Origin of the sequence: Kitasatospora cathayae, from assembly GCF_027627435.1 — a bacterium.
GTDB lineage: Bacteria > Actinomycetota > Actinomycetes > Streptomycetales > Streptomycetaceae > Kitasatospora > Kitasatospora cathayae.
This window is the reverse complement of the sequence record NZ_CP115450.1, coordinates 5,417,234-5,441,908: the sequence shown is the minus strand read 5'-3', so window position 1 is coordinate 5,441,908 and position 24,675 is coordinate 5,417,234. Positions and strand designations below refer to the sequence as shown.

The following is a 24,675-nucleotide window of genomic DNA, read 5'->3' as shown; positions in this document are numbered from 1 at the left end:
CGGCCCTCGCGACGAGAAATCGTCACTCTGACGCTAAGTGGTAGTAGCATCATCCTCATGGACGCCACTTCAGTGCGCGCGGCCGGGTCGACCGCGCTGCTCACCGACCGCTACGAGCTCACCATGCTGCAGGCCGCCCTGCGCAGCGGGGCCGCGCACCGCCGCTCCGTCTTCGAGGTGTTCACCCGACGCCTGCCCGGCGGCCGCCGTTACGGCGTGATGGCCGGCACCGGCCGGGTGCTGGACGCCGTCGAGGACTTCCGCTTCGGCACCGCCCAGCTGGACTGGCTGTCCGACCAGGGCGTGGTCGAGGACGACACCCTGCGGTTCCTCGCCGACTACCGCTTCCGCGGCGACATCCACGGCTACCCCGAGGGCGAGGTCTACTTCCCCGGCTCGCCGGTGCTCACCGTCGAGGGCAGCTTCGCCGAGGCGGTGATCCTGGAGACGGTGATCCTGTCCATCCTCAACTACGACTCGGCGATCGCGGCCGCCGCCTCCCGGATGACCGCCGCCGCCGGCGGCCGCCCGGTGATCGAGATGGGTGCCCGCCGGGCGCACGAGCAGGCCGCCGTCGCCGCCGCCCGGGCCGCCTACATCGCCGGCTTCGCCGCCACCTCCGACCTGGAGGCCGGCTTCACCCACGGCATCCCGACCACCGGCACCTCCGCGCACGCCTTCACCCTGGTGCACAACAGCGAGCGGGACGCCTTCCAGGCCCAGATCGCCTCGATGGGCAAGGGCACCACGCTGCTGGTCGACACCTTCGACCTGCACGAAGCGGTCCGCACGGCCGTCGAGGTGGCCGGCCCCGAGCTGGGCGCGGTCCGGATCGACTCCGGCGACCTCACCCTGCTGGCCCACCGGGTCCGCCGCCAGCTGGACGAGCTCGGCGCCGAGCAGACCCGGATCATCGTCACCTCGGACCTGGACGAGTACGCGATCGCCGCCCTCGCCGCCGCCCCGGTGGACGGCTACGGCGTCGGCACCAGCCTGGTCACCGGCAGCGGTCACCCGACCTGCGCGATGGTCTACAAGCTGGTCGCCCGCGCCGAGACCCCGGACGGCCCGCTGGTACCGGTCGCCAAGCGCGCGGCCGGCGGCAAGACCAGCATCGGCGGCCGCAAGTGGGCCGCCCGTCGGCCCGACGCCGAGGGCGTGGCCGAGGCCGAGGTGATCGGCACCGGGCCGGTCCCGGACGAGCTGCGGTCGCACCTGATGCAGGTGCCGCTGGTGCTGGCCGGCGAGACCGTCGGCCGCGAGCCGCTGACCGCCGCCCGCGACCGGCACGTCCGGGCCCGCGCGGCGCTGCCGCTGTCGGCCACCCAGCTCTCCAAGGGCGACCCGGTCATCCCCACCGAGCTGATCGACTGATCCCCCCGATCCGCCCCCCACGGGCGGCCGCGCGGCCCGGCGACGGGTCACGGACCCGCCGCCGCCGCGCGCCACAGACCTTCCGCCCCCGCGCGCCACTCCCTAGAGTCAGCCGTAGAGTCCCCAGGGCCCTCCCGAGCCGTCCGGCGTCCGCGAGGACCCCGCCACCGGGGCGCACCGCCCCCACATCCGAGGATGCGAGCCATGCACCGGGCACTGATCGTCGTCGACGTGCAGAACGACTTCTGCGAGGGCGGCAGCCTGGCCGTCGCCGGCGGCGCCGAGGTGGCCGCCGCCATCACCGACCTGATCGCCGAGTCCTCCCCCGGCTACCAGCACATCCTCGCCACCCGCGACCACCACATCGACCCGGGCGAGCACTTCTCCGCCGAGCCGGACTACGTCTCCAGTTGGCCGGTGCACTGCGTGGCCGGCACCGAGGGCGTGGGCTTCCACCCCAACTTCGCGCCCGCGGTGATCTCCGGGGCGGTCGAGGCGGTCTTCGACAAGGGCGCCTACTCGGCGGCCTACAGCGGCTTCGAGGGGCTGGACGAGAACCGTCGCGGCCCGGTGGAGTGGCTGCGCGAGCGGCAGGTCGAGGAGATCGACGTGGTCGGCATCGCCACCGACCACTGCGTCCGGGCCACCGCCCTGGACGCCGTGCGGGCCGGCTTCACCACCCGGGTGCTGCTCGACCTCACCGCCGGGGTGGCGCCGGAGACCACCGCCGCCGCGCTGGAGGAGCTGCGGGCGGCCGGGGTCGAGCTGGTCGGCCAGCCGGTGGTCCGTCCGTCCTGAGTCGTACTCGGCGCGGGGACGGCGCTCAGACCACCAGCAGCTCCACCACCTCCGTCCCGCCGGCCCGGTAGGCCTCGCGCAGCTCGCCGCCGACCGCCTCCGGGTCGGCGGCGAGCCGGGCGCCGGAGACGTACACCACGCGGATGCCCAGGTACTCCATCCGGTGCTGCCCGCCGCGCACCCAGGCGGCCTCGCCCTCGCTGACGCAGCGCAGGTCCGAGTCCACCTCCACCGCGACGCCGCGCTCCGGCCAGTAGAGGTCCGGGATGCCGATGTAGGTGCCGCCGCGCATCCGCAGCTCCGGGCCGGCCAGCGGGGCCGGCAGCAGCCACTCGTCCACCAGCCGGTCCACCTGCTCCAGCACGAAGTCCCGTTCCGCCGAGAGGAGTTCGTCCAGGGCGGCGCGCACCCGGGGCTCCGCGGTCAGTCCGGAATCGACCAGCTCGGTGACCAACTCCCGCACCGTGCACCGGCTCTCCGGACGGGCGACGGCCTCCCGCAGCACCTCGCGCACCGGCACCGCCGCGTCCCCGTCCGCCGTCCACTCGCACAGCGCGTCCGCGACCGCCCGGGCGACCGGCGCGCAGGCCAGGCCGTGCACCGAGCGGGCCACCAACTCCCGTTCGGTGCGCAGGATCCGCACGTCACCGGCGTCCTTGAGCCGACGCTGACGGGGCACCAGGACGTCCACCCCGGTCACCGCGGGCAGCCGGGGCACGCTGGCGAAGCCGTACAGCGCCAGGGCGGCCGCGCCGGTGATCACCGCGCCCTCGCGGCGGCCCTCCTGCCGGCCGTTCTGCGCCGCGTACAGCAGCGCGGCCCACATCCGCTGCTCCGGGGTGGGATCGCCGGACTGCAGCAGGTAGACCCGGGGCAGCAGCCGCTGCCAGGGGCCGCCCCGGCGGCAGTGCTCGGTGATGACCCGGGCCGGCACGCCCCGGGCGCGGAGCTGGCTCGCGGTGACGACGTTCTGCTGACGCTGCGCCAGCTCCTCCAGGGAAGGCGGCGGCGTGGGGATCCGGTAGCTCATGCCGACACCATCCCCAACCGGCGCGCCGCGCGTGACACAGCCTGACGCACTGTTACCCAACCGTCGCGAAACCGGGACCAGCCTGCACTAAAGTCCCCATACCCTCACCCATTTGGAGTAAATGACGTTCATACGGCTATCAGATTTGCTCGAAAACGATCGCCGACCTGGCCGTCTGACCCAGGGTGATCAAGGGCATACGGCGAGGGACCCTCCGGACGTCAATCGCGCCTCCGGGATTGCCTAGGCTTACGTCATGTCACGTGACGAGACCGCCGGCCTCCGCGCGGCCCAGCTTCGCCTCGGCCGTCTGCCCGGATACGTCCGCCGCCCGGACCCGGCCCGCCGCAGCGGTGAAAAGGGCCATACGTACAAGAAGGGCTGGGAGGTCCGCTTCACCGCCCGGAGCGAGGCCGAGATAGCGGAGATCCGCGACCTGGTGGTCGCCGCCGGGTTCGCCCCGGCCAGACCCTTCTTCAAGGGGCACCAGCTGATCCAGCCGGTCTACGGCATGGCCGCCGTGCAGGCCTACCTGGCCGCTAGACAGGCGGCCGAGGAACACGCCGAGCGGGTCGCGCTCGGCCGCCGCCGGCGCGAGACGGGGGCGCACCCCGGCGCGCCCCGCACCGGGGGGGCGCACCCGGGCGGCGGGCACGCCGCGACCGGGGCTGCGGCGGCCGCAGCACAGCCGGCCCGGTGCCGGGCCGGCGAGTCGTTCCCCACCCAGGTCGAGCGTGGCCACAGCGCCGACGACCGGATCTCCCCCACGGAGGTCCTCCCGAAGTCCTGACCGGGCGGCAGCGCGCCGCCCCGACCCGCGCCCCGGTCGCCGCGAGCCGCCGGGGCGCACTCGACGCCCCCCACCCCCTCCCGCCCCGGCGCAACCCCCGTCGTGAGTGCGGTTGCACAGGCGGTTGCGCGCGCCCGGCTTCGCGCCCTGGGCGTGGACGCCGGCCCCGACAGGCCCTACGGTGACACCTCAACTGCCGTGCGAATACTGCCGCCCACACCCTCTGACCAGCCCCGACACGCTCGCACCTACGTCCCCCGCAGCACTGCGCACCACACCCCCGACCGGCCCCCGACCGGCAGTACCGCCGCCGCGCCGCACCGATCGTCAACGGAACCGGCCGAGCGTCGGCGGGTTCCGGGCATTCCATCAGATTGGTCACCCAGCGCACCGAGGGCCTACCGTAGAGTGAGCACAGATGATCGACCGCCAGAAGTCCATCTCCCCTTCCGAGAAGACGAGATGACCAATCGTCACACGAGCGCGGCCGAGCCTCCCCCGGGGCCCGGCGAACCGGAGGACGTACCGCTGGAGTTCGCGGCCTTCTGCGAACTCCACCGTCCCCGGTACCTCAGCTACGCCAGGGTGTGGCTGACCGAGCACGCCGACGCGGCCACCGCCGTCCAACAGGCCTTCGCCGAAATCGCGCTGCAGTGGCGGGAGTTGCTCACCAGTCCGAACCCGACCGCGCTCGCCTGGCAGATCCTGCGCGGCACCGTCGCCGAACACACCCGGCAGCCGGTCGCCGCCCCCGACCGCCACCCCGCCGACGACGACCTGGCGATCCTGCACTACGTCGTCGGCCTCGCCGCCCCCGAGATCGCCGACGTCATCGGCACCGACACCGCCAGCGTCGCCGGACGGCTCCGGCGCACCATGCTGCACGAGGCCTCCGGCTGGTGAGCCGCCCTGCCGAGCCGCGCCGGTGAGCCGCCCGGTGAGCCGCCCCTGGTGAGCCGCCCCGGCCGCGTCAGACCCGCTCGCCCGTCACGTCGAACAGGTGGTGCACCGGGTCGTGGATCAGGTAGCGGGCGAAGGACTCGACCGTGAACCGCGCCCCGTCGCTGCGGTCCCCAGTCCGTTGCCACTGCTCGCCCGACACCGCCTCGAACGCCGCCGCCAGCGCCTCCCCGGCCTCCGCCAGCTCCCCGGCCACCACCTGCGGCCGCTGCTCCCAGTAGCGCTCTGCGGCCGCCGTCTCGTCCTGGTCCCAGTTCGGGAACAGCGGGCCGTCCTGGTCGAGCATCAGGTCCAGCCGGACCAGGAACAGCCGGAAGACGTCCCGGACGTGGCAGGCGTACTCCAGGTGCGACCAGACCTCCGGGCTCGGCCGACGGCGCACCCCGTCCTCGTCGCCCGCCAGCACCGCCAGCCAGCTCCGCGCGTTGTCCCGGACCATCCCGGCGACGTCCGTGGCGGCCACCGCCGGGGTGTCCAACCCGCAGTCGGGGCAGGGACGTTCCAGCACCCAGGTCCAGTCCTTGGTGTCGGGGACGATCGCGTCGGTGGGGCCGGCGTCGGTGGGGCCGGCGAGGTTCTCAGGAGTGCTCATGGGCCCAGCATCGCGGCCCCGCACCCCGGCCCACCAGCGGCAAGGACGCCAGCGACCGCCGAAATACTGCCAGCGGCCTTCCCGCCGTCCGCCGCACCAGACCGGCTCAGCGCTCCGCGCGCTCGTACTCCAACCGGGCCGCCAGCAGGCTCCCCAGGTTCTCGCGGCTCCACTCGCACACCGCGTCCATCGGCCCGAGCAGCGTCCGGCCCAGCGGCGTCAACGCGTACTCCACCCGCGGCGGGTTCTCGGCGTACTCCGTGCGCACCACCGCGCCGTCCTGCTCCATCGAACGCAGCGACTCCGCCAGCACCTTCGCGGTGATGCCCGCCAACGGCACCCGCAGCTCGGAGAACCGGCGCGGACCGCCCTCCAGACAACGGACGATCCGCCAAGCCCACTTGCGGCTGCCCAGCACCGGCACGGACTGCACCGGGCAGTCGGCCGGGAAGAAATCCGCCGGCAGCGGCGCCGGCACGGTCTGCGTCATGCCCCGACGGTACCCGGGCCGCCGGACCCGGAGAAGCCGGTTCCGTTGAAGTAACCGGCACCCCCCGGTCTACCGTCACGGCAACGGCGGACGACGCGTCCGCGACCGACCCACCGGAGACCCCCATGACCAGCACCACGCCCCGGCAGCAGCAGCGCGCGGACGTCATCGTCTACGGCGCGGGCGGCCAGGTCGGCCGCGCCGTCGTCACCGAGGCCCGTCGACGCGGCCTCACCGTCACCGCCGCCGTCCGCGAGCCCGAGCGCCACGCCGACCTCGCCGCGGACGGCGTCACCCTGGTGCGCTGCGACGTCACCGACCCCGCCGCCGTCGCCGCCACCGCCCTCGGGCACCGCGCCGCCATCGCCTCCGTCTACACCCCCGACACCCCCTCCGGCGAGTTCTACCGCGCCGCCACCACTGCCCTCGTCACCGGCCTCGGCCGGGCCGGCGTCCCCCGCCTGCTCAGCGTCGGCGTCGCCACCACCCTGCAGACCGCCCCCGGTGTCGCCGTCCACGACGACCCCGATTTCCCCGAAGCCCACCGCACCTTCTCGCTCGGCCACTCCGCCGCCCTCGACCTGCTGCACGACTCCCCCAGCACCCTCGACTGGGTCGTCGTCACACCGCCCATGGACCTCGACCGCACCGCCCCCGGCACCGGCCGCTACCGGGTCGGCGGCCCCCACGTCCTCGGCCCCCGGATCGCCCAGGCCGACCTCGCCGTCGCCCTCGTCGACGAACTCACCACCCCCACCCACCACCGGGAGCAGATCGCCGTCGCCGAATAGATCCCGGCACGAATCGGGCCCCGCAGGCATCCTGGGCCGATGGCCACGAACCCCTCAGCCCTCGCGGTGAAACCCACCCTGCACGGCCCAGCGCCCGCCAAGCCCACCACTGGGACGACCTCCACATGGCCGCCCTACGGGACGACTGGCTCAGCACTCACTGACCGGGCCCACCATAGGGCGGCGCAGCGGCACGCTTGCGGCGGCGCCTCGCCATCAGCACCGCGGCCGCGGCCGCGCCGAGCACCACGACACCGGCGGCCGCGGCGGCGATCACCAGGCCGGTGTTGTCGCTGCCACTGCTGGTGGAGGTGGCTTCGGGGGCTACGGAGGGCTGGTCGGCGGAATCGCTGTCATCGTCGGTCGGCGGTGTGCCCTTCGACTCCAGTCGCTTCACCAACGGGTTCTCCTTCGGCCCGTTGTCCACGGCAGAGTTCGGCTCAAGCGCCTTCGCGGGAGCGACAATGCCGTAGCCGTAGTGATCGTTCGGCACCACGGTCCCGTTCGCGGGAACAGTCGCCGACTTGATCATTCGGTTGATCACCTGTCCCGCCGACAGGTTCGGGTACTTGGACCGGATGAGCGCCGCAGTGGCAGAGACGTAGGCAGTGGCCTCAGAGGTACCGTCTCCCTCCCCATAACCCGTCGAGGTTTTCGCTGTGGCGTGGTAGATGTCCACCCCGGGCGCGACGAGCGTGGTCTCAGGACCCGATGTGGACTTTTCCCACACCGCCCCTTTGGAGTCAATTGCCCCGACGGCTACCACCCCTGGAAAGGCTGCCGGATATTCGACATCCATATTCGCGCCGGTGTTGCCTGCGGCAGCAACCAGCACAACGTCCTTCGACACCGCGTAGTTGACGGCCTTACGCAACTTCGAATCGAAGCGAAAGTCCTTCCCTCCGAGGGAGATATTGACGACCTTCGCACCGTGATCCACCGCAAAACGAATCGCGTCCGCGAATGCGGCGGGCTGAGGAGTGGAATCATCGCCTTGCGTTCCTACCTTCACCGGCAGGATCTTCGCCTTCGGCGCCAGGCCCGCAACGCCTGCCTTTGCCCCGTGCCCATGTCCCGCGATCAGGCTCGCCATAGCAGTGCCGTGACCGTCGGCGTCCACACGACCGTCCGTAGTGCCGCCGGAGAAGTCAGCCCCGGGAAGCACCTGCCCGGTCAGATCCTGATGATCTTGGTTCACTCCAGTATCGATCACGGCGACGATCACCCCGTCACCTTGGCTGGCCGGCCAGACCTTGGCCTCCGCCTCGAAGGTCTTCAGAGCCCACTGCTGGTCCCTGATCTGATCAGCCGATGCCACTGGTGCGGCGGCGACGCAGACCACTGCTCCAGCGGCGAGGACCGCCGTACCACGCGCCAACAGGCGGCTCGTCAAACCCGGTCACCCCACTCAACGAGGCATCCCGCAGATCACCGACCTGCGGGATGCGATCAGATCACCCGTCCGTTTGCGGACCGGCCTCATTCCACCACGTTTGGATTGGCCGACTTGTCCGACGCCCAGGTCTCCTCGTCTTCCACGAGGTAGTCCGGACGCTCTCCGTCCTTCCCGTGGTCCTTCTTTCGGCGTTGCGCTTCACTCATCGGGATCCCGGGAGACATGATTCCCGAGCTACGGGCCCCGGGTTCGGCACCCAGCCGACCGCGAGCCCCCAGTCCGGATCCTCCTTCGGTGAAGGCCTGCTTGCCGCGTGCTCCACCGCCGGGAGGCGCCGTCTCACGGACAGCACCACCGGGCTTGGCCAGGGATCCACCGACCTGCTTGGCGCCGGGCGTTCCACGGCCCCCAGCCCCGACGCCCGGGTAGATCTCACCGCCACCGCCGACGCTAGCGGCTCTCCCTCCACGTGGACCCGAACCCTCCAGCGGCGTCGAGCTACTGGGGAATCCCTTGTCGCCGAATCCGGTCTTGCCTTGCCCAAAGCCGGGCCCGACCGGAGCAGTCTGTACAGTCGGCCCCACAGGGCTCACGGTCGGCTGTCCACCGCCGCCCGTGATCGGTCCAGTCACCAGACCCGTGACCGACGTCGTGCTCAGGCCTGACGTCTGGGTCCCGGAAGTAACAGGGCTCGGGACACTTCCGCTCGGACGCGAGACCGGCGTGCCCGAAATACCGGCACCGGAGCTGCTGCTTGCTGCGGTCGACGGCTTCGACGGTGCCTGCGCCCTGCCTCCCTTGATGCCCGGGTCGGTCGGGGTGGACGCGCTCCTTGATGGAGGACTGGACACCACCGATGGTGCAGAAGCCCGAGACCGCTGCGGCGCGCTGGCAACCGCCGACCTCACCGAAGTACCGCCAGATCCGAAAGAGGTACCCGACACCATCGCCGCGACTGCAGCGGCCGCCCCACTCGAGTCGTCTTGTGATGTCTTGTCAGGATCACCCCGCTTCGCCGGCTTGAGGTTCAAAGTCGGAGCCTTCAGGGCCGGCGTCGCGATGCGGTAGTGCATCGCGAGGGTCTGCATGACGGCCGCCGCTTCGGCCTTCTTCCGGTCGGTGAGCTGGATGTGGTCGTCCTCGGTGCTGAAGACGTCGCCGACGGTGTCCTTGAACTTGTCCCAGTTGCCGGGTTCCTCGGGCATGTCCCGCTTGGCCGTGGCCATCGCCTCGGACATGTTGTGCAGCGTGTTGGCCGCGTCGTTCGCGTACGCGGCGGCCTCGTTGATGCTGGCGGCGAGGGTGAGCATGGAGGTGTGGAAGGAGTCGCTGGTGGTGCCCTCCCAGGTGCCGGCCGCCTCGGTGCTGACCGTGGTGAGGGTCTTGCGGATCTCCTTGAGGGTGGTCGCCGCCTTGCGCCAGGGGTCGCCGGCGGCCATCACCGCGCCGGGGTCGAGGGCCTGTGCCATCTTACGGAGATCGGCATGGCTGTACTTGGTGAAGTCGGTGTAGACCACGGGTGGTTCACCTCCGGTCGGATGGCTGGTCAGATGGTGGCGTTGCCGCGCTGGGACGGGACCTGGTTCTGCTCGTACGCGGCCTCGCTGCTGGCCGAGGGCTGGGCCACGGACCAGCCGTCGCCGGAGAGCTTGAGGTTCGTGGCCACGTGCTGGTCGTGTTCCTCGTAGTTGGTCGCGGTCAGCTCGGCGTTGCGCTGGGCGTCGTTGACGGCGCTCTGGAGCTGGTTGAGCACGTCCCGCAGCGCGTCCCGCATGGTGCTGTAGCGGTCGTGGATCTCGGTGGCCTCGGCGAAGGTGCCGAACGCGGTCTTGCCGAGGCCGCTGCGCCCGTGGGTGGCGTTCCCGTTGGCGTCCTTCTCGAATTCCTTGAGCAGCAGCCGTACTTGGCCGGCGAAGGTGCGCAGTTGCTCGATCTCGACGCGGTAGCCCTGGTTGGCTCCGCCGGTCGAGCCGGTACCTGATCCCATGGCGGCGCCCCCCGTGCGTCCGTTCCTGGCGTTCGGGGCCGACCGGGCCCCGGTGTCATGTCTAACACACCGGGCCCGAATCCCGCCCGGTGCACGGTCAGTTCGCGGTCGTCCGGGTGCGCTGGGCTTCGGCGAGGGCGCGGCGGCAGAGGGAGTCGGCGTGCCGGGTGGTCTCGGGCAGCCGGTAGCGGCGGGCGAGGTCGAGGGTGGTGCGGACGGCGGTGTCGAGGCCGATGCGGTGGCCGACGGAGACGTAGACGGGTTTGACGCCGGGCCGGGTGCGGACGGCCCGGCCGACCTCCTCGCCGGTGGCGGGGTCGGTGAGGGGGGTCCAGGAGCCGCGGTCCGGGGCGGGGTCGTGGTGGTCGAAGGCGAAGGGGGTCTTGGCGACGCCGAGGGTGCGCAGTCCGGTGAGGACGCCGAGGTGGCTGGCGAGGCCGAGGCGGCGGGGGTGGGCGAGGCCGTAGCCGTCGCAGACGACGGTGTCGGGGGTGCGGGTGAGGGCGGCCAGCGCGTCGAGGACGGCGGGGAGTTCGCGGAAGGCGAGCAGTCCGGGGACGTACGGGAAGGCGATCCGATCGACGGCGGTGGCCTCTTCGACGACGTCCAGGGTGTCCCGGTCGAGCAGTACGGCCGCGGCGACGACCAGGTCGTGGTCGTCGTCGTAGGCGACGTCGACCCCGGCGATGAGCCGGCAGGGGGCGTCGTCGTCTTCGGCCCGGACGAGCGGCCGCAGCCGTTCCTGTTCGGCGAGCGCCTGGGCCTCGGTGGTGGGCCAGTCGGCGGGGATGGGCACGGTCGGTTCCCCCGGTCTGCGTGGTGTCGGACGGGCTCCACCGTACCGAGGGGTGTGGACGACCCCGGGGTGAGCCCGTGCGCCCCCTGTGCCACCGACCCCGCCAGCTAGCCTGGTCGTGCCGAACTCCCTTGCCGGGTAGGACTCCTGGAGCCGGCACCATTCCCGCCCGTTTCCCCGACGTGCGAAGGACCCCCGCCATGCCGCGTCCGTCCGCTGCCCAGTACTGCCTCGGCTCGTTCACCGTCGTCGCCACCACGGTGGCACTGCTGGCCGTTTCCGGCGCCTCGGGCGTCCTGGAGGTCGCGGTGCTGGTGGGGTTCGCGCTGGCGCTCGGCACCGGGGTGACGGTGCTCTCGCTGTCCGTCTCAACCCGCTCGGCCGCGGTCGCCGACGGTTCCGGGGCCTCCCCGGCCGCTGCCGGGCACGAGTACGCCCGGCAGCGCTGATCCGCCGCCGGGCGCCGTCGTCCCGCTGCCGCGGTCAGACCTCGGTGGTGACCACCACGGTCTTCGCGGCCTTGTCGTGGATGCACTGCCGGTAGGGACTGTCGAAGACGCCGAACAGGCCGTCGATGATCCACCACAGGGCGGCGCAACAGAGCACGGCCGGGAGGATGTAGACGGCGGCCCGGGTCCAGGCGGCGGACTGGGCGGGTACGTTCCCGTCGATCAGCATGGCGACGCGGATCTTCATCGCCTTCTTGCCGAGGGTCTGGCCGTCCCGGCTGAGCATCAGGGCCTCGTAGACGAGGTAGATGGCGCAGCCGAGCCAGAAGGCTTCGGTGCTGCCCTGGCGCGTGCCGAGGTCGACGAAGAGTCCGACGACGATGACGCCGACGGCCTGGATGAGGACGTAGTCGATGAGGCGGGCGATGATCCGCTTGGGCCAGGTGCCGATCGGCGGCATGCCGGGGACGGGGCCGCCGCCGGGGGTGCCGTACATGCCGGGGCCGGTGCCGTAGCCGGGCGGGGGCTGGTCGTACGGCTGTCCGCCGTGGGGCGGTTGGCCGTGCGGGGTCTGACCGTGGGTCGGTCCGCCGTAGTTGCCCCGGTAGGCGCCGGGGCCCTCGGACGGGGTGCCACCGGGGGTGCCGGACGGGCCCTCGGACGGGGTGGGGCGCGGCGGTTCGCCTTCCGGCGTGCCGCCGCCCGGGGTCGGGGGCCGCTTGTCGGAGGAGGGCTGACCGCCCCCCTCCGGCTGGGGGCCTGAGGGGTCGTGGGTGCTCATCCCCCGAGTAGAACATCACACATTCTCAAGGCTTGGGACATTCAATCCGTTTTGCCATCGGCCGACCGGCCCCGGCGTACGCGGGCGGCCCCGGGAACGGGCACGGCGGCCTCAGCCACGGACCACCCGGGTCCGGGCCGCCCGGTCCTGCCAGCCGCGCCGCGCCGGACGGTCGAACACCGGCCAGACGAGGCCGAGCAGCAGCACCACGCCGAGTTGCCGGACGATCCACCGCAGCAGCGAGCGACCGAGGCTCAGCCGGGTCCGGTCACCGATGGCGGTGGCGTCCACCACCCGGATCCGGGCCAGCCGCTTGCCGAAGGTCTGACCGGTCCGGGCGATCGGCAGCACCTCGTAGACCAGGCTGACGAACACCAGGATGCCGAGCAGGGCGGCGAGCTTGCCCAGCACCACGTCGTCCACCAGCCAGACCTGCACCTGGCGGCGGGTGAGGGAGCTGGCCATCCTGGCCTGGTCGAGCTTCTGTTGGAGGTGGTCGGAGACCGAGCTTCCGAGCGGGATCCCGGCCGCGACCGCGACCACCAGCAGCACCGCGGTGTCCACCACCCGGGCCACCAGCCGCCGCCCCAACCCGGCGGGCACCGGGGCCGTCCGACGGCGGCGGACGGTGGCCTCCCGGGCCGGCCGCACCACGGGCAGCGGGGCGGCGGGAGCCGCGGCCGGCCCAGGCACCGGAACCGGGACGGGAGTCGACACCGGGGCCGGGACTGCGGCCCCGGCCGAAGAAGCCTCCGCACGGGCCGGAACGGTCAGCTCCTCCGCCGCCACCTCGGCCGCCACTTCGACCACCGGCACCGCGACGGCGGTCGCGATCGGCGCCGGCACCTCGCGGACCGCCACCGCCACGGCGGGTGCGACGGCCGTGGCCACCTCCACGGCAACAGGAGCGCGCTCCGCCTCCGCGCGCCCCTCCTCTTCCTCCGGCGCCCCCGGAAGCACTCCCCAGGACACCCAGCGCGGAGACCCGCCCGTCTCCGTCAGACCGCGCTGCGCCCGCGGGTCCGCCTGCCATCCGGAGGCCCCGGACACCCCGGCGGCCTCCTCCGCAGCGGGCTCGACGGTGCGGAACACCGGTCCGCCGATCACCTCCGCGACCCGCGGCCCGACCACGAAGGACGCCCCGCCGGTGGTCTGGTCGAGGTACACCGGCCCGGTGTCACCGGAGCCCGGAACCCCCCGGAACGGCGACGGGGACGGTGACGAGGACGGCAACGGGCTCGGCGACTCGTTGGGCGAGGGCGATGGCGCGGACACCCCCGGCCCCGGCGCCGGCCCCGACACCACCGGAGGCGGCACCGTCCGCGCCGCCGCCGCCACGTCGGGGGCGGGCCGCCGGGAGACGAACCGGGGCGGTTGCAGTACCTCGCCCTCGGCGGGCGCGGGCCGGGTGGTGCCCGGCACCCAGGCCGAGCCGCCCCAGTACCGGACGAAGCCGGGGATGGAGGGGTCGGGGTAGTAGCCGGGCTCGGGCGCGACGGCCGGGTCGCCGTCGGCGGCGAAGGAGCGGTCCGTCATGGGGTCTTCTCTCCTGTCAGGTCCTGACGAGGGCCGTGGGGGGCGGGCCGGGGCCTCGGCAGGCCGAAACGGGTCGACGCAGATCGGAACAGGTCGGAACGGGTCGGAACGGATCAGGGCGACGCTCGGCGCGCGTGGGGGCACCACCGAAGGCGGACAGTCGCCGGGTAGTCACAAAGGGTAGTGCCTCCCCGGAGTGCCGACGAGAAGTTGCCGATTCCCCGGACAACGCAGGGCCGCCCGGGGTAAGGAACCGGGCGCACGACGGGCGCCCGCACGCCGCCACCCCGGCCCCTCACCACCCCCGCACGCCCCCCGCGCGAAACTTCCCGGAGAAATCCCGCAAACGCGTGTAAGAGCCGGAACGAACCGCCCTCTCAAAGGTCACAGGGCCCCGAACCGGGCACCGACCGAAGGCAGAGAGGAAGACGATCATGGACCGCCCCGTCAGCGTCGTGGAGCACGAACTGGAGTTGAACCTGGTGCTCTCCCCGGAGCACAGCGTCCCCGTCCCGGCCCGGCTGACCTACGGCAGCCACGACCCGTACGCGGTGTACATCACCTTCCACCTGGACACCGGCTCCCCGGTGACCTGGGTGTTCGCCCGCGAGCTGCTGGTCGAGGGCACCTTCCGCCCGTGCGGCCAGGGCGACGTGCGGATCTGGCCGACCCGCTCGGGCCGACGCAGCGTGCTGTGCCTGGCGCTGAGCTCGCCCGCCGGGGACGCGCTGCTGGAGGCTCCGCTGCCGGCCGTCGCGGCCTGGCTGGAGCGGGCGCACCGGCTGGTCCCGCCGGGCAGCGAGCTGGCCGCCGTCGACATGGACGGCTCGCTCGCCGAGCTGCTCGCGTAGGCGTGCCGGTCGTGCGCCGCAGCGTGCACCGGTACGTCCAGGAAGTCCGCGCCGCCCGGGAACTCCGGCGCGCGCGGGACGGAGGTGGCAGGAGCGACGGCGCCCCCGCCGGCTCAGCGGGCCGCGGGGGCCTGCTGACGACCGCGGGCGGAGTCCGGGCCGCCGCCGTCGCGCTGTCCGGGCAGCCGGACCAGCGGGGCGCCGGCGGAGCGCCTCCGGGCCCTTATCCGGACGGCCGCGGCGAGCAGGAAGCAGAGCCCGACCCACGGATAGATCGAGGTGGGCAGCTGGCGCAGTGGCGACATGTGGAGGACGGCCGCGCCGAGCGGCTTCGCCGCCCACATCGCGAAGGACAGGAAGGCGAGCAGGGTGGCCCAGAAGGCGACCCGCCAGCGCAGCCGGCGGACGGCGGCCGGGCGCGCGTGCTCGACGGAGGCCTCGGCGGCGAGCAGGACGAGCATCGGTACGCACCAGACCCAGTGGTGGGTCCAGCTGATCGGGGAGATCAGCACGGCGGTGACGGCCGCGACGCAGACCCCCCAGGCCTCGGCCCGGGGCAGCCAGCGGCCGCTGCGGGCGGCCCAGGCGGCGACGGCGAGGCCGGCCAGCGCGACCAGGCCGACGCCGAGGGTGGCGAGGATGCCGGGGTCGGAGGTGTGCAGCAGCCGGGCGAAGGCGCCGCGCAGCGACTGGTTGTCGACGATCTCGGTCTTGCCGACCCGGGAGGAGTCGTAGAGGTACTTGGTCCAGAAGCCCCAGGTGGCGTCGGGCAGGAAGAGCGTGCCGAGCAGGAAGGTGCCGAGGAAGGTGAGGGCGGCCGTGAAGGCGGCCCGGACCCGGCCGGTGATCAGCAGGTAGACGGCGAACAGGCCGGGGGTGAGCTTGATGCCGGCGGCGATGCCGATCGCCACGCCCTTGCTGCGGTGCCCGTCCGACCGGGTGAGGTCCCAGAGGATCAGGCAGCCGAGCGCGAGGTTGATCTGGCCGTACCGGAGCGTGGTGAAGACGGGTTCGAGCCAGACGCCGAGGCCGGTCACCAGGACCACGCCGATCGGCCGCAGCTCGCGGCGCGGCCAGCCGACCAGCTTGAAGGACAGGTGGGCCAGCAGGGCGAGCAGTCCGAGGTTGCCGAGAGTGATCGCCACCCGGAGGAAGGGGATCGGGAACCAGGTGGTCGGGACGAACAGCATCGCGGCGAACGGAGGGTAGGTCGCGGGCAGGTTCCACTCGGTGACGCGCAGCGCGTACAGGTCGGTGCCGTGGGCGACGGCGGCGCCCTCGGCCCGGTAGACGATCATGTCGACCATCGAGGTGTGGACGAAGTGGCGGACCACTGCGTACACGACCAGCGACAGCAGCGCCAAGGACGAGGCGACCAGCATCGGGCGGCGGGGGGCCTCACGCAGTGCGCGCACGGGGGCGCCGAGCGCGATCCGCAGCCGGTCGGACAGGGGGGCGGGCGAAGGGGCGGGTACGGTCCGCACCGGGCTGCGCTCGTCTTGCACCGCTGTCACTGTCCACTCCGTCCACCGCTCGGCCAACCAGCGACGATACCGGATGCGACCCGCCCCGTCCTGGGCACGAGCGACTACGCAAAGTGACGAAAGTGCCCCGACCGGCCGTGCTCGGCTGCGGGCTGGGCACGGACGGCCGGGGCAGTCGGGGAGGCCTGGAGGAGCCGAATGGCCCCAGCCGGAGTCACCCGCCCAGGGGCCGCGGCGACAGGCAAACGGCCGACCCGCGCCATCGACGCCAACCGCGATGAGGGGCCGGTTCGACGGGTTGACCGAGCGGTGAAGGGTCCCTTGGGCCGCAGTTGAGGAAGGGCCCGGCTAAGGAAGGGCCCGGCCGGAGGGGGCCCGTTCCGCGGTCATTTCGGGAACAGCGCGCCCCGGGTCCGCCGTCGCCCGGCCCGGGCGGGCGGCGCCTCCTCCTGGCGGGTGCGCAGCCGCAGGCGGGTCTCGGCACCGCCGAGCACGGCGGAGCGGCCGAGCGCGAGGTCCCCGCCGGTGGACTCGGCGAGCTTGCGGACGATGTCCAGTCCGAGGCCGGTGGAGCCCTCCCCGCCGTGGCCCTCGCCGCGCTTGAGGGCGACGGCCGGGTCGCGGTAGCCGGGCCCGGCGTCGCCGACCAGCACGATCACCGAGGAGTCGGTGGCCAGGACGTCGACCGAGAAGGCGGTGCCGACGGCGGTGTGCCGGAAGACGTTGCCGAGCAGCGCGTCGACGGCGGCGGCCAGGTCCCCGCGCTGGACGGGTGCCGGCGCGGGGCGCTCGGCGCCGGCCAGTTGCCAGCGGCGGCCCTCGTCCTCGGCCAGCGCGGACCAGAAGCCGACCCGTTCGCGGATCACCTCGGCGGCGTCGCAGCCGACCGCGAGGGCGGGCGCGTCCTCGGGGGCGCGGCGGGCGGAGCGGATGATCTGGTCGACCTCGCGCTCGAGCTGGGCCACCGCGTGGCGGGTGGCGTCGGCGGCGTCGCCGTCGCCGAGCGAGGCGGCGTTGAGTCGCAGCACGGTCAGCGGGGTGCGCAGCCGGTGCGACAGGTCGGCGGCCAACTCGCGTTCGGCGGCGAGGAGTTGCACCACCCGGTCGGCCATGGTGTTGAACGCGTGGGCGGCTTCGCGCAGTTCCTCGGGGCTGCCGTCGACCTGCTTGCCCTCCACCGGGACGCGCACCGCGAGGTTCCCGGCGCCGAGCGAGCGGGCGGCGGCGGCGAGCCGGCGGGCGGAGGCGACGATCCGGCCGCCCATCCGGTCGGCGACCAGCACCGAGATGGCGACCAGGCCGAGCGCGACCGCGGAGAGCACCAGCCAGGCGGTGGAGACGCCCCGGGTGAGGTCGCTCTCGGCGACGAACACCTCGAGCACGGCGGTCCGGCCGGTGTCCACGGCGACCGGCTGGAGCAGCGCGTAGCCGCCGGGTACGGCGACGGTGAAGGACCGGCCCTGGCCGCCGGCCGTCGCGACGTCCGCCGCGGTGGCGCGCCCCTCCCCGATGGTCGGGCCGCCGGGGCCCGCGCCGTCCCCCGGCACCCCGCTCCCCGCCGGCACCGGCAGGTGCACCGCCATCCGCCCCTGCGCCCCCGCGTCGGTGCTGGCCAGTGCCCGGTCGACGGCGTCCTGGTCGGTGGTGATCGCCAGCGCCGGCCCGAGCGCCGCCGCCTGCCGTTCGGCGGCGGTGAACGCCCTGTCCCGGGCGGTCTGTTGGGCCATCAGGCCGAGCGGGATGAGGAAGGCCAGCGCGACCATGGTGGTTCCCGCCACCGCGGCCTTGACCATGGCCCAGCGCAGCGAGTGCGCGAACTGCTTCACGTCCGGTGCTCCGCGGGGCCCCCGGCGGCCTCCAGCCGGACCCCGACGCCCCGGACGGTGTGCAGGTAGCGGGGGCTGGCGGCGGTCTCGCCGAGTTTGCGGCGCAGCCAGGAGAGGTGGACGTCGATGGTCTGGTCGCCGCCGTAGGTCTGCCGCCAGACCTCGGCGAGGATCTCCTTGCGCGGCACCACGACGCCGGGCCGGGCGGCCAGGAAGGCCAGCAGGTCGAACTCACGCCGGGTCAGATCGAGGAGCCGCCCGTCCAGGACGGCCTCGCGCCGCTGGAGGTCGATGGCCAGTCCGCCGACCCGCAGCACCTGGGCGACGGGCGCGGCGCCGCTGCCGAGCCGGCGCAGCACGGCGGCCATCCGGGCGCTCAGGTGCTCCCCGGAGAACGGTTTCACCAGGTAGTCGTCGGCGCCGTCGTTGAGCAGCCGGACGATCTCGGCCTCGTCGTCCCGCGCGGTGGAGACGATCACCGGGACGTTGGTCAGGCCGCGGATCATCTTGAGCGCCTCGCTGCCGTCCAGGTCAGGCAGGCCCAGGTCCAGGATCACCACGTCGCAGCCGACCTGGGCGACCTCCCGCAGCGCCTCCAGGGCCGTGCCCACGCTGCGGACCGCGTGACCGGTGTCGGTCAGATGGCGGATGAGCGCGGACCGTACGAAGGGGTCGTCCTCGACCACGAGCACTGTTGCCATGGCCCTGCACGGTACGCCATCGGCGGGCAGTGGTCTGTACCTCGGGGGTGGGTCCGGTGCCGGTCCGGACAGCGGGCAACTGCCTTGCCCGGCAGCGGGGGTGCCGCTCCGCGCCGGCCGGGAGATGCGGCAGGATGTGCGGACGATGCGGAACGGACTGGTACAGCTGTGCGCCTGGGCGGCGGCCACCGGGGCGGCGGTGGCGCTGTCCTGGCTCGGCGTGCACGCGGTGCTCACCGGGGCCGCGTTCGAACAGCCCGCCGCGCTGCCGCTGCCCTCCCCGAAGGCCGGCGGCACGTCGTACGGTGCGAGCGCCGCGCCCGTCCCGGCGCCGACGGCGGACACCCCGGCCCAGCCCGCCGCCCCGACCGCGGCCACCACCGCCGCGCACGCCCCGGCCGACGGCCCGGCGACCACCGGCCCCGCGGCCACCGCGCCCGCCAGGCGGCCGACGCCCACCGCCACCTCCATGGTGCGCAGCTACCCGGTCCCCGGCGGCCGGGTCGCCCTGGACATCCGTGCCGACCGGGCCTCGCTGGTCTCCGCCACCCCGGACCCGGGCTGGCAGATGCAGGTGTGGAACGGCGACCAGTGGATGCGGGTGGACTTCACCAGGGAGAACCAGGCCAACTCGGTGTTCGTCTACTGGAACGGCCACCCGCCGGTCGTGGAGACCGCGGTCCGCTGATCCGGCGCCCGGCGCCCGGCGCCCGGCCGGCCGACGCGCGACTGTTCCGTTTCATCCTGGTCAAGCTGTGCCCCGGGGCGGGAGAATCGGCGGCGCCGCTGTACAGAATGCCCACCGGAGGACGGAGCCGCGATGCCCCCCGCCCACTCCCCGAGCTCCCCCGGCTCGTCCGACTCCCCCGCTCCCCAGGGCGCTGCCACGACCCCGGCGGGCGGCGGGAACGACTCGATCGACGCCCTGGACGGCCGACTGATCCGGCTGCTGGCGGAGGAGCCCCGGATCGGCGTGCTGGAGTGCTCGCGCCGGCTGCAGGTCGCCCGCGGCACCGTGCAGGCCCGGTTGGACCGGCTGCAGGCCAAGGGGGTGATCAGCGGGTTCGGCCCGGAGGTGGATCCGGCGGCGATCGGCTACCCGGTGACGGCCTTCGCCACCCTGGAGATCTCCCAGGGCCAGGGGGCGGACGTGCGGGCGCACCTGGCGCGGGTACCGGAGGTGCTGGAACTGCACACCATCACCGGGATCGGGGACATGCTGGTGCGGATCGTGGCCCGGTCGAACGCGGACCTCCAGCGGGTGATCGACCGGGTGGTGGGCTTCGACGGGATCGTCCGCTCCTCCACCGCGATCGTGCTGGAGAACCCGGTGCCGTACCGGATCCTGCCGCTGGTGGACCAGGCGGCCGCCGAGTAGAGGCCGGCGGCGCCGGGTGGAGCCCTGGGGCGGGGTCAGCAGCTGGGGACGCTGCCGCCGCTCTTCAGCGCCTCCAGCGCCGCGACCGAATCCGCGAGCGTGCCCACCGGCACCAGCCGCAGCGTCTTGGGGGTGTTCACCTTGGCGTCCGTGCACTCGTCCTTGGGGAGCAGGAACACCGTCGCGCCGTCCCGGGCCGCCGCCTGGGTCTTCAGCGGGACGCCGCCGACCGGGCCGACGGTGCCGTCGTTGTCGATGGTGCCGGTGCCCGCGATCTTGAGCCCGCCGGTGAGGTCGCCGCCCTTGCCGTCGCCGGCGAGCTTGTCGACGATGCCCAGGGCCAGCATCTGCCCGGCGCTCGGGCCGCCCACGTCGCCGAGGTCGACCTTGACCTTGACCTGGTCCGGCGAGAGGTGGAGGTAGCCGAGCGCGGCCGTGGTGGCGCTGTCCTGCGACTCCGCCATCTGCTGGGCCGTCTCCTCGTTGGCCTTGGCCGGGTTGCTCTGCGGGTACACCACCTCGGTCGGCTGCACGGCCTCCTCGGGGTCGAACCAGGCCTGCAGCGAGCGCAACAGGGTGTTCCGCTGCTCCGGGGTGGTCGCGGTGATGGTGACCATCCGCAGCTCGCCCTGGGTGCTGCGCAGCGGCGCCCCGGTGATGGTGAGCACCGGCTTGTCCTGGTACGTGCCCAGGGTGTCCGCGGTCAGGCCCGGCCAGGTGATCGTGTACGGCAGCGGGACGAACGCCGCCACGCCGAACAGCGCGGCGACCAGCAAGCCGCAGAGCGCGAGCGCGCGGGTCCGCGGGGACGAGAGGGCCTGGGTCAGCTTGGTGTCGGACACAAGGGGAATCCAAACACACCCGGCGCTGTGATTCGCCCGCTCGCCTCCAGGCGCTCCGACCCGGCGCTGACACTCTTCGCTCTGGCACTCCCTCCTCCGTCGGTCGCTTGTCGCTCATCGCTTCCAGCACCGGCGCACCCTTCAGCTCGGGGCGGTGATTCGCCCGCTCGCCTCCAGGCGCTCCGACCCGGCGCAGGCGCTACCTCAGCGCGTCGGCCACCTCGGTGGCCGCCTCCACCACCCGCGGGCCGACCCGCTCGGGCACCAGTCCGTTGAGCATCACCACGCCGACGCTGCCCTCGATGCCGCTCAGCCCGAGCAGCGCGGCCGCCGCCCCGCTGGCCCCGGACTGCTCCTCCGCACGGGTGATGACGAAGCCCTGTTCGGGCCGGCGCTGGCTGGGGAAGGCGCGGGCCTCCAGGATCGCCCGGCCGGCCGCGCTCTCGCCGAGCGGGTGGCGCAGTCCGGTGCGGTAGGCGACGTGGAAGTCGGTCCAGCTGGGCTCGACCACGGCGACGGCCAGCGCCTCGTTGCCGTCCACCAGGGTGAGGTGGGCGGTGGCGCCGAGGTCCTCGGCGAGGCTGCGCAGGGCGGGCAGCGCGGCCTCGCGCAGCAGCGGGTGCACCCGGTGGGCCAGCCGCAGAACGCCCAGGCCGACCCGGGCGCGGCCGCCGATGTCGCGGCGGACCAGGCCGTGCTGTTCCAGGGTGGCGAGCAGCCGGTAGACCACGGTGCGGTTGACGGCCAGCCGGGCGGCCAGCTCGGTGACGGTGAGCCCGCGCTCGGAGTCGGCGAGGAGTTTGAGGACGCGGACGCCGCGGTCCAGCGTCTGGGAGGTCTCGGCAGTCACGACGGGCAGTCCTTTCCGCGGCGCTCGCGGGGCGTGCGGCGCCGGGCCCGGGGGGGCGGTGTCGCGCGCAGGTGGGGGTGGCCGCGCTCGGGCCGCGCGGTGTCGCCCTTGACGACCGCACAGTCCTGCGGAGCCCGTCCCGCGGGGGGTTGCCCGGCGGAAGAGCGTGGGGGAAAGGTAGTGAAGGAAAGGACGCGGCGGAAGTGGTTGTCCAAAATTCGGGCGTGATCGTCATCGACGCCGCCGGGAATTCCGGACGAACCCCGTCATTTCGCCGCGCCTGCCAGAGCGTCAGTTCGATCCGGGTTCGATGTTCGGACACTCCGGAACGGGTGGTTCCGGACCGCTCCGGCCCGGACCCGCCCGCCGGGCCGTTACTTCGCCCACTCCCGGATCCTGGCGATCCGCGCCTTCAGCTGGTTGGCGGTGGCCTGGGCGGTGAGCGGCCCGCCGCACTGGCGGCGCAGCTCGTTGTGGATGGTGCCGTGCGGCTGGCTGGTGCGGTGGTGCCAGGCGGCCACCAGCGCGTTCAGCTCCTTGCGCAGCTCGCGCAGCTCCTGGTGGGTGACCACCGGCCGCTGCTCGGCCGGCAGCTCCAGCAGGTCGGCCTCCTCGGCGGGCTTGGTCTTGCTGCGCTGGATCTGCCGGTGCTGGCGCTTCTGCAGCAGCATCTGCACCTGGTCGGGTTCCAGCAGGCCCGGGATGCCGAGGTAGTCCTCCTCCTCCTCGCTCCCCGGGTGGGCCTGCATGCCGAACTCCATGGCGTTGTACAGCACCCGGTCGAAGACCGCCTCGGAGCCCAGCGCCTCGTAGGAGAACTCCTCGCCGCCCGCGCCGTCCGGCCCGTCGTTGGCCCGCTCGGCCTCGGCGAGCAGCCGGTCCTCCTCGTCGAAGAGGCCGTCGCCCTCCTTCTTCGGCCGGTCCAGCACGTGGTCGCGCTGGAGCTCCATCTCGTTGGCGAAGCCCAGCAGCATCGGGATGGTCGGCAGGAACACCGACGCGGTCTCGCCGCGCTTGCGGGCGCGCACGAAGCGGCCGACGGCCTGGGCGAAGAACAGCGGGGTGGAGATCGAGGTGGCGTACACCCCGACGCACAGCCGGGGCACGTCGACGCCCTCGGACACCATGCGGACCGCGACCATCCAGCGCGAGGTGCCCGCCGCGTAGTCGGAGATCCGCTTCGAGGCCTCGGCCTCGTCGGAGAGCACCAGGGTGACCTTCTCGCCGCTGATCTCGCGCAGCATCTTGGCGTAGGCGCGGGCCACGTTCTGGTCGGTGGCGATCACCAGTCCGCCGGCGTCCGGGATGGCCTTGCGGACCTCGGTCAGCCGCCGGTCGGCGGCCTGGAGGACGGACGGGATCCACTCGCCCTGCGGGGACAGCGCGGTGCGCCAGGCCTGGGCGATCAGGTCCTTGGTCATCGGCTCGCCCAGCCGGGCCTCCAGCTCGTCGCCGGACTTGGTGCGCCAGCGCATGTTGCCGCTGTAGCTGAGGAAGATCACCGGGCGGACGACGTGGTCGGCGAGCGCGTGCCCGTAGCCGTAGGTGTAGTCGGCGACGGACTTGCGGATGCCGTCGCTGCCCGCGTCGTAGGCGACGAACGGGATCGGGTTGGTGTCCGAGCGGAACGGCGTCCCGGTCAGCGCGAGCCGGCGGGTGGCCGGCTCGAAGGCCTCGAAGCAGGCCTCGCCCCAGGACTTGGAGTCACCGGCGTGGTGGATCTCGTCCATGATCACGAGGGTCTTGCGGGCCTCGGTGCGGTTGCGGTGCAGCATCGGGTTGACCCCGACGCCCGCGTAGGTGACCACGATGCCGTGGTAGTCCCGGGAGAGCGGGCCGGAGGAGTACGCCGGGTCCAGCCGGATGCCTATCCGCGCGGCGGCCTCGGCCCACTGCTTCTTCAGGTGCTCGGTCGGCGCGACGACCGTCACCTGCTGCACCAGGTGGTTGTGCAGCAGGTACGAGGCGAGGGTGAGCGCGAAGGTGGTCTTGCCTGCGCCCGGGGTGGCGACCGCGAGGAAGTCGCGCGGCTGGGTCTCGATGTACTTGTCCAGCGCACCCTGCTGCCAGGCCCGCAGCTTGCCCGCGGTGCCCCAGGGGGCGCGGCCGGGGAAGGCCGGGGAGAGGTGGTGCGAGGCGGCGGGCGCGGCGTGGCCGGCGGCCCGGACGGGCTCCTGCGGCTCCGGTGCGTCGGAGAACAGCGGCATCGAGGAGGCGGCGGCAGTACTCACGGTCTCCGAGGGGGATCATCGCAGGTCAGAGGCGGTTTTGCGGCCTCGTCCCACGGTCGGGCGGCGATCGGACAACCCGCCCAGCGTACCGGTCCGGGGCTGTTCGAACCTCCAGGCCGGACCCCGCGCCGGGCCCGGACGGCCGGAAATCGATGTGACGCATGACACATTCCTTCGTCGTAAGAGCCGGTGCCCCCGGGACTCTCACGGGGTGAGGCCGCGCCAACCCCACTGCCGTCGCGCGGCCCGCACCGAACGAAGGGACCGACCCTTGTACGCCGCCGTCGAAGAGACCGTCCAGGCCCGACTGATCCTCTCCCCGCACCGCTCCGTCCGGCTGCGCACGGTGCTGTCCTACCTGCCGGAGGACCCTTTCGCGGTCTCGATGGCCTTCCCCGCCGAGTTCTCGCTGGACGAGGCCGAGGATGAGCGGAGCGCCGAGGACATCGTCTGGGTGTTCGCCCGTCAGCTGCTCTCCTCCGGCCTGGAGTTGCCGGCCGGCCTCGGCGACGTCCACGTCCGGCCCACGGTCGGCCGGCGCACCATGGTCGAGCTGCGGGCCCCGGAGGGCACCGCGCTGCTCCGGTTCGACACCACCGACCTGCGCCGCTTCCTGTGGCGCAGCCGCCTGCTCGTCCCCGAGGGCGAGGAGCACCTGCACCTGGACGCCGACCGCGCGCTCGCCCAGCTGCTCGGCTGACGAGGCGCCCGGCGTCCGGGAGCGCCCCCGCGCTTCCGGACG

The 24,675-nt window shown here is 73.3% G+C and carries 25 protein-coding genes; 10 read left to right on the top strand and 15 right to left on the bottom strand.

Translation table 11 applies throughout. The features are described 5' to 3' along the window. The first annotated feature begins 57 nt into the window (after positions 1-57). The gene (locus O1G21_RS24310; RefSeq protein ID WP_270146705.1) at positions 58-1,374 is read left to right on the top strand and encodes a nicotinate phosphoribosyltransferase; all 1,317 of its coding nucleotides are present in this window, start codon (positions 58-60) and stop codon (positions 1,372-1,374) included. 204 nt (positions 1,375-1,578) lie between these two features. Then, positions 1,579-2,172 carry an isochorismatase family protein gene (locus tag O1G21_RS24305; RefSeq protein WP_270146704.1) on the top strand — a complete coding sequence of 198 codons (594 nt, stop codon included), beginning with the start codon at positions 1,579-1,581 and terminating at the stop codon, positions 2,170-2,172. Positions 2,173-2,197: 25 nt separating this feature from the next. Here the strand turns inward: O1G21_RS24305 and O1G21_RS24300 are convergent, their stop codons facing one another. Beyond that, on the bottom strand, positions 2,198-3,202 hold the full coding sequence (locus tag O1G21_RS24300) for a hypothetical protein (protein WP_270146703.1): 1,005 nt from the start codon (positions 3,200-3,202) through the stop codon (positions 2,198-2,200). Between the two features lie 256 nt (positions 3,203-3,458). On the opposite strand from O1G21_RS24300, the gene O1G21_RS24295 reads away from it, so the two are divergent. Further along, complete coding sequence (locus O1G21_RS24295) at positions 3,459-3,992, top strand: hypothetical protein (RefSeq protein WP_270146702.1); 534 nt, start codon at positions 3,459-3,461, stop codon at positions 3,990-3,992. A gap of 462 nt (positions 3,993-4,454) precedes the next feature. Further along, positions 4,455-4,895, top strand: coding sequence for an RNA polymerase sigma factor (locus O1G21_RS24290; RefSeq protein WP_270146701.1), 441 nt, complete (start codon positions 4,455-4,457; stop codon positions 4,893-4,895). A 67-nt stretch (positions 4,896-4,962) separates the two neighbouring features. Here the strand turns inward: O1G21_RS24290 and O1G21_RS24285 are convergent, their stop codons facing one another. After that, on the bottom strand, positions 4,963-5,544 hold the full coding sequence (locus O1G21_RS24285) for a DinB family protein (RefSeq protein ID WP_270146700.1): 582 nt from the start codon (positions 5,542-5,544) through the stop codon (positions 4,963-4,965). A 106-nt stretch (positions 5,545-5,650) separates the two neighbouring features. Continuing rightward, positions 5,651-6,034: a winged helix-turn-helix transcriptional regulator gene (locus O1G21_RS24280; protein ID WP_270146699.1), complete on the bottom strand. Its 384-nt coding sequence runs from the start codon at positions 6,032-6,034 to the stop codon at positions 5,651-5,653. 125 nt (positions 6,035-6,159) lie between these two features. Here O1G21_RS24280 and O1G21_RS24275 point away from each other — a divergent pair, with 125 nt between their 5' ends. Next, the gene (locus O1G21_RS24275) at positions 6,160-6,825 is read left to right on the top strand and encodes an NAD(P)-dependent oxidoreductase (RefSeq protein ID WP_270146698.1); all 666 of its coding nucleotides are present in this window, start codon (positions 6,160-6,162) and stop codon (positions 6,823-6,825) included. Between the two features lie 157 nt (positions 6,826-6,982). Here the strand turns inward: O1G21_RS24275 and mycP are convergent, their stop codons facing one another. The 4 genes from mycP to O1G21_RS24255 form a co-directional block, all read right to left on the bottom strand. Continuing rightward, a complete protein-coding gene (gene mycP / locus O1G21_RS24270) occupies positions 6,983-8,218 on the bottom strand; it encodes a type VII secretion-associated serine protease mycosin (protein ID WP_270146697.1) in 1,236 nt (411 codons plus the stop codon). A gap of 86 nt (positions 8,219-8,304) precedes the next feature. Then, on the bottom strand, positions 8,305-9,738 hold the full coding sequence (locus tag O1G21_RS24265; protein ID WP_270146696.1) for a WXG100 family type VII secretion target: 1,434 nt from the start codon (positions 9,736-9,738) through the stop codon (positions 8,305-8,307). Between the two features lie 29 nt (positions 9,739-9,767). Beyond that, positions 9,768-10,208 (bottom strand): hypothetical protein, encoded by a 441-nt coding sequence (locus tag O1G21_RS24260; protein ID WP_270146695.1) that lies wholly within the window; start codon positions 10,206-10,208, stop codon positions 9,768-9,770. Positions 10,209-10,305: 97 nt separating this feature from the next. Continuing rightward, on the bottom strand, positions 10,306-11,004 hold the full coding sequence (locus O1G21_RS24255) for an endonuclease V (RefSeq protein WP_270146694.1): 699 nt from the start codon (positions 11,002-11,004) through the stop codon (positions 10,306-10,308). A 200-nt stretch (positions 11,005-11,204) separates the two neighbouring features. Between O1G21_RS24255 and O1G21_RS24250 the strand changes: the two genes are divergently transcribed. Further along, the gene (locus O1G21_RS24250) at positions 11,205-11,453 is read left to right on the top strand and encodes a hypothetical protein (RefSeq protein ID WP_270146693.1); all 249 of its coding nucleotides are present in this window, start codon (positions 11,205-11,207) and stop codon (positions 11,451-11,453) included. Between the two features lie 34 nt (positions 11,454-11,487). On the opposite strand, the gene O1G21_RS24245 is transcribed toward O1G21_RS24250, so the two are convergent. Then, positions 11,488-12,234 (bottom strand): RDD family protein, encoded by a 747-nt coding sequence (locus O1G21_RS24245; RefSeq protein ID WP_270146692.1) that lies wholly within the window; start codon positions 12,232-12,234, stop codon positions 11,488-11,490. 111 nt (positions 12,235-12,345) lie between these two features. After that, a complete protein-coding gene (locus O1G21_RS24240; protein WP_270146691.1) occupies positions 12,346-13,770 on the bottom strand; it encodes an RDD family protein in 1,425 nt (474 codons plus the stop codon). A 434-nt stretch (positions 13,771-14,204) separates the two neighbouring features. On the opposite strand from O1G21_RS24240, the gene O1G21_RS24235 reads away from it, so the two are divergent. Further along, a complete protein-coding gene (locus O1G21_RS24235; RefSeq protein ID WP_270146690.1) occupies positions 14,205-14,621 on the top strand; it encodes an SsgA family sporulation/cell division regulator in 417 nt (138 codons plus the stop codon). A 113-nt stretch (positions 14,622-14,734) separates the two neighbouring features. Here O1G21_RS24235 and O1G21_RS24230 read toward each other — a convergent pair whose 3' ends face one another. The 3 genes from O1G21_RS24230 to O1G21_RS24220 form a co-directional block, all read right to left on the bottom strand. Beyond that, positions 14,735-16,135: a glycosyltransferase 87 family protein gene (locus tag O1G21_RS24230; protein WP_270146689.1), complete on the bottom strand. Its 1,401-nt coding sequence runs from the start codon at positions 16,133-16,135 to the stop codon at positions 14,735-14,737. A 356-nt stretch (positions 16,136-16,491) separates the two neighbouring features. Beyond that, the gene (locus O1G21_RS24225) at positions 16,492-17,910 is read right to left on the bottom strand and encodes a sensor histidine kinase (RefSeq protein WP_270151225.1); all 1,419 of its coding nucleotides are present in this window, start codon (positions 17,908-17,910) and stop codon (positions 16,492-16,494) included. Positions 17,911-17,927: 17 nt separating this feature from the next. Beyond that, positions 17,928-18,632: a response regulator transcription factor gene (locus O1G21_RS24220; RefSeq protein WP_270146688.1), complete on the bottom strand. Its 705-nt coding sequence runs from the start codon at positions 18,630-18,632 to the stop codon at positions 17,928-17,930. Positions 18,633-18,777: 145 nt separating this feature from the next. Here O1G21_RS24220 and O1G21_RS24215 point away from each other — a divergent pair, with 145 nt between their 5' ends. Further along, positions 18,778-19,320 carry a hypothetical protein gene (locus O1G21_RS24215; RefSeq protein ID WP_270146687.1) on the top strand — a complete coding sequence of 181 codons (543 nt, stop codon included), beginning with the start codon at positions 18,778-18,780 and terminating at the stop codon, positions 19,318-19,320. A gap of 132 nt (positions 19,321-19,452) precedes the next feature. Next, positions 19,453-20,010, top strand: a complete 558-nt coding sequence (locus O1G21_RS24210) for an Lrp/AsnC family transcriptional regulator (RefSeq protein WP_270146686.1) — start codon at positions 19,453-19,455, stop codon at positions 20,008-20,010. Between the two features lie 35 nt (positions 20,011-20,045). Here O1G21_RS24210 and O1G21_RS24205 read toward each other — a convergent pair whose 3' ends face one another. From O1G21_RS24205 to O1G21_RS24195, 3 genes are all read right to left on the bottom strand, one after another. Further along, positions 20,046-20,852 carry a S16 family serine protease gene (locus O1G21_RS24205; RefSeq protein WP_270146685.1) on the bottom strand — a complete coding sequence of 269 codons (807 nt, stop codon included), beginning with the start codon at positions 20,850-20,852 and terminating at the stop codon, positions 20,046-20,048. Positions 20,853-21,051: 199 nt separating this feature from the next. Continuing rightward, complete coding sequence (locus O1G21_RS24200) at positions 21,052-21,702, bottom strand: IclR family transcriptional regulator (protein ID WP_270146684.1); 651 nt, start codon at positions 21,700-21,702, stop codon at positions 21,052-21,054. A gap of 374 nt (positions 21,703-22,076) precedes the next feature. Next, complete coding sequence (locus O1G21_RS24195) at positions 22,077-23,909, bottom strand: DEAD/DEAH box helicase (protein WP_270151223.1); 1,833 nt, start codon at positions 23,907-23,909, stop codon at positions 22,077-22,079. Positions 23,910-24,204: 295 nt separating this feature from the next. On the opposite strand from O1G21_RS24195, the gene O1G21_RS24190 reads away from it, so the two are divergent. Next, the gene (locus O1G21_RS24190; RefSeq protein ID WP_270146683.1) at positions 24,205-24,633 is read left to right on the top strand and encodes an SsgA family sporulation/cell division regulator; all 429 of its coding nucleotides are present in this window, start codon (positions 24,205-24,207) and stop codon (positions 24,631-24,633) included. Positions 24,634-24,675 lie beyond the last annotated feature (42 nt).

Excerpts from the sequence above, each read along its gene's own strand:
- O1G21_RS24195 (WP_270151223.1), bottom strand. The coding sequence starts at position 23,909 with ATGCCGCTGTTCTCCGACGCACCGGAGCCGCAGGAGCCCGTCCGGGCC.
- O1G21_RS24290 (WP_270146701.1), top strand. The coding sequence starts at position 4,455 with ATGACCAATCGTCACACGAGCGCGGCCGAGCCTCCCCCGGGGCCCGGC.
- O1G21_RS24300 (WP_270146703.1), bottom strand. The coding sequence starts at position 3,202 with ATGAGCTACCGGATCCCCACGCCGCCGCCTTCCCTGGAGGAGCTGGCG.
- O1G21_RS24215 (WP_270146687.1), top strand. The coding sequence starts at position 18,778 with ATGCGGAACGGACTGGTACAGCTGTGCGCCTGGGCGGCGGCCACCGGG.
- O1G21_RS24275 (WP_270146698.1), top strand. The coding sequence starts at position 6,160 with ATGACCAGCACCACGCCCCGGCAGCAGCAGCGCGCGGACGTCATCGTC.
- O1G21_RS24245 (WP_270146692.1), bottom strand. The coding sequence starts at position 12,234 with ATGAGCACCCACGACCCCTCAGGCCCCCAGCCGGAGGGGGGCGGTCAG.
- O1G21_RS24295 (WP_270146702.1), top strand. The coding sequence starts at position 3,459 with ATGTCACGTGACGAGACCGCCGGCCTCCGCGCGGCCCAGCTTCGCCTC.
- O1G21_RS24210 (WP_270146686.1), top strand. The coding sequence starts at position 19,453 with ATGCCCCCCGCCCACTCCCCGAGCTCCCCCGGCTCGTCCGACTCCCCC.
- O1G21_RS24220 (WP_270146688.1), bottom strand. The coding sequence starts at position 18,632 with ATGGCAACAGTGCTCGTGGTCGAGGACGACCCCTTCGTACGGTCCGCG.
- O1G21_RS24310 (WP_270146705.1), top strand. The coding sequence starts at position 58 with ATGGACGCCACTTCAGTGCGCGCGGCCGGGTCGACCGCGCTGCTCACC.
- O1G21_RS24235 (WP_270146690.1), top strand. The coding sequence starts at position 14,205 with ATGGACCGCCCCGTCAGCGTCGTGGAGCACGAACTGGAGTTGAACCTG.
- O1G21_RS24305 (WP_270146704.1), top strand. The coding sequence starts at position 1,579 with ATGCACCGGGCACTGATCGTCGTCGACGTGCAGAACGACTTCTGCGAG.
- O1G21_RS24285 (WP_270146700.1), bottom strand. The coding sequence starts at position 5,544 with ATGAGCACTCCTGAGAACCTCGCCGGCCCCACCGACGCCGGCCCCACC.
- O1G21_RS24260 (WP_270146695.1), bottom strand. The coding sequence starts at position 10,208 with ATGGGATCAGGTACCGGCTCGACCGGCGGAGCCAACCAGGGCTACCGC.
- O1G21_RS24280 (WP_270146699.1), bottom strand. The coding sequence starts at position 6,034 with ATGACGCAGACCGTGCCGGCGCCGCTGCCGGCGGATTTCTTCCCGGCC.
- O1G21_RS24240 (WP_270146691.1), bottom strand. The coding sequence starts at position 13,770 with ATGACGGACCGCTCCTTCGCCGCCGACGGCGACCCGGCCGTCGCGCCC.
- O1G21_RS24250 (WP_270146693.1), top strand. The coding sequence starts at position 11,205 with ATGCCGCGTCCGTCCGCTGCCCAGTACTGCCTCGGCTCGTTCACCGTC.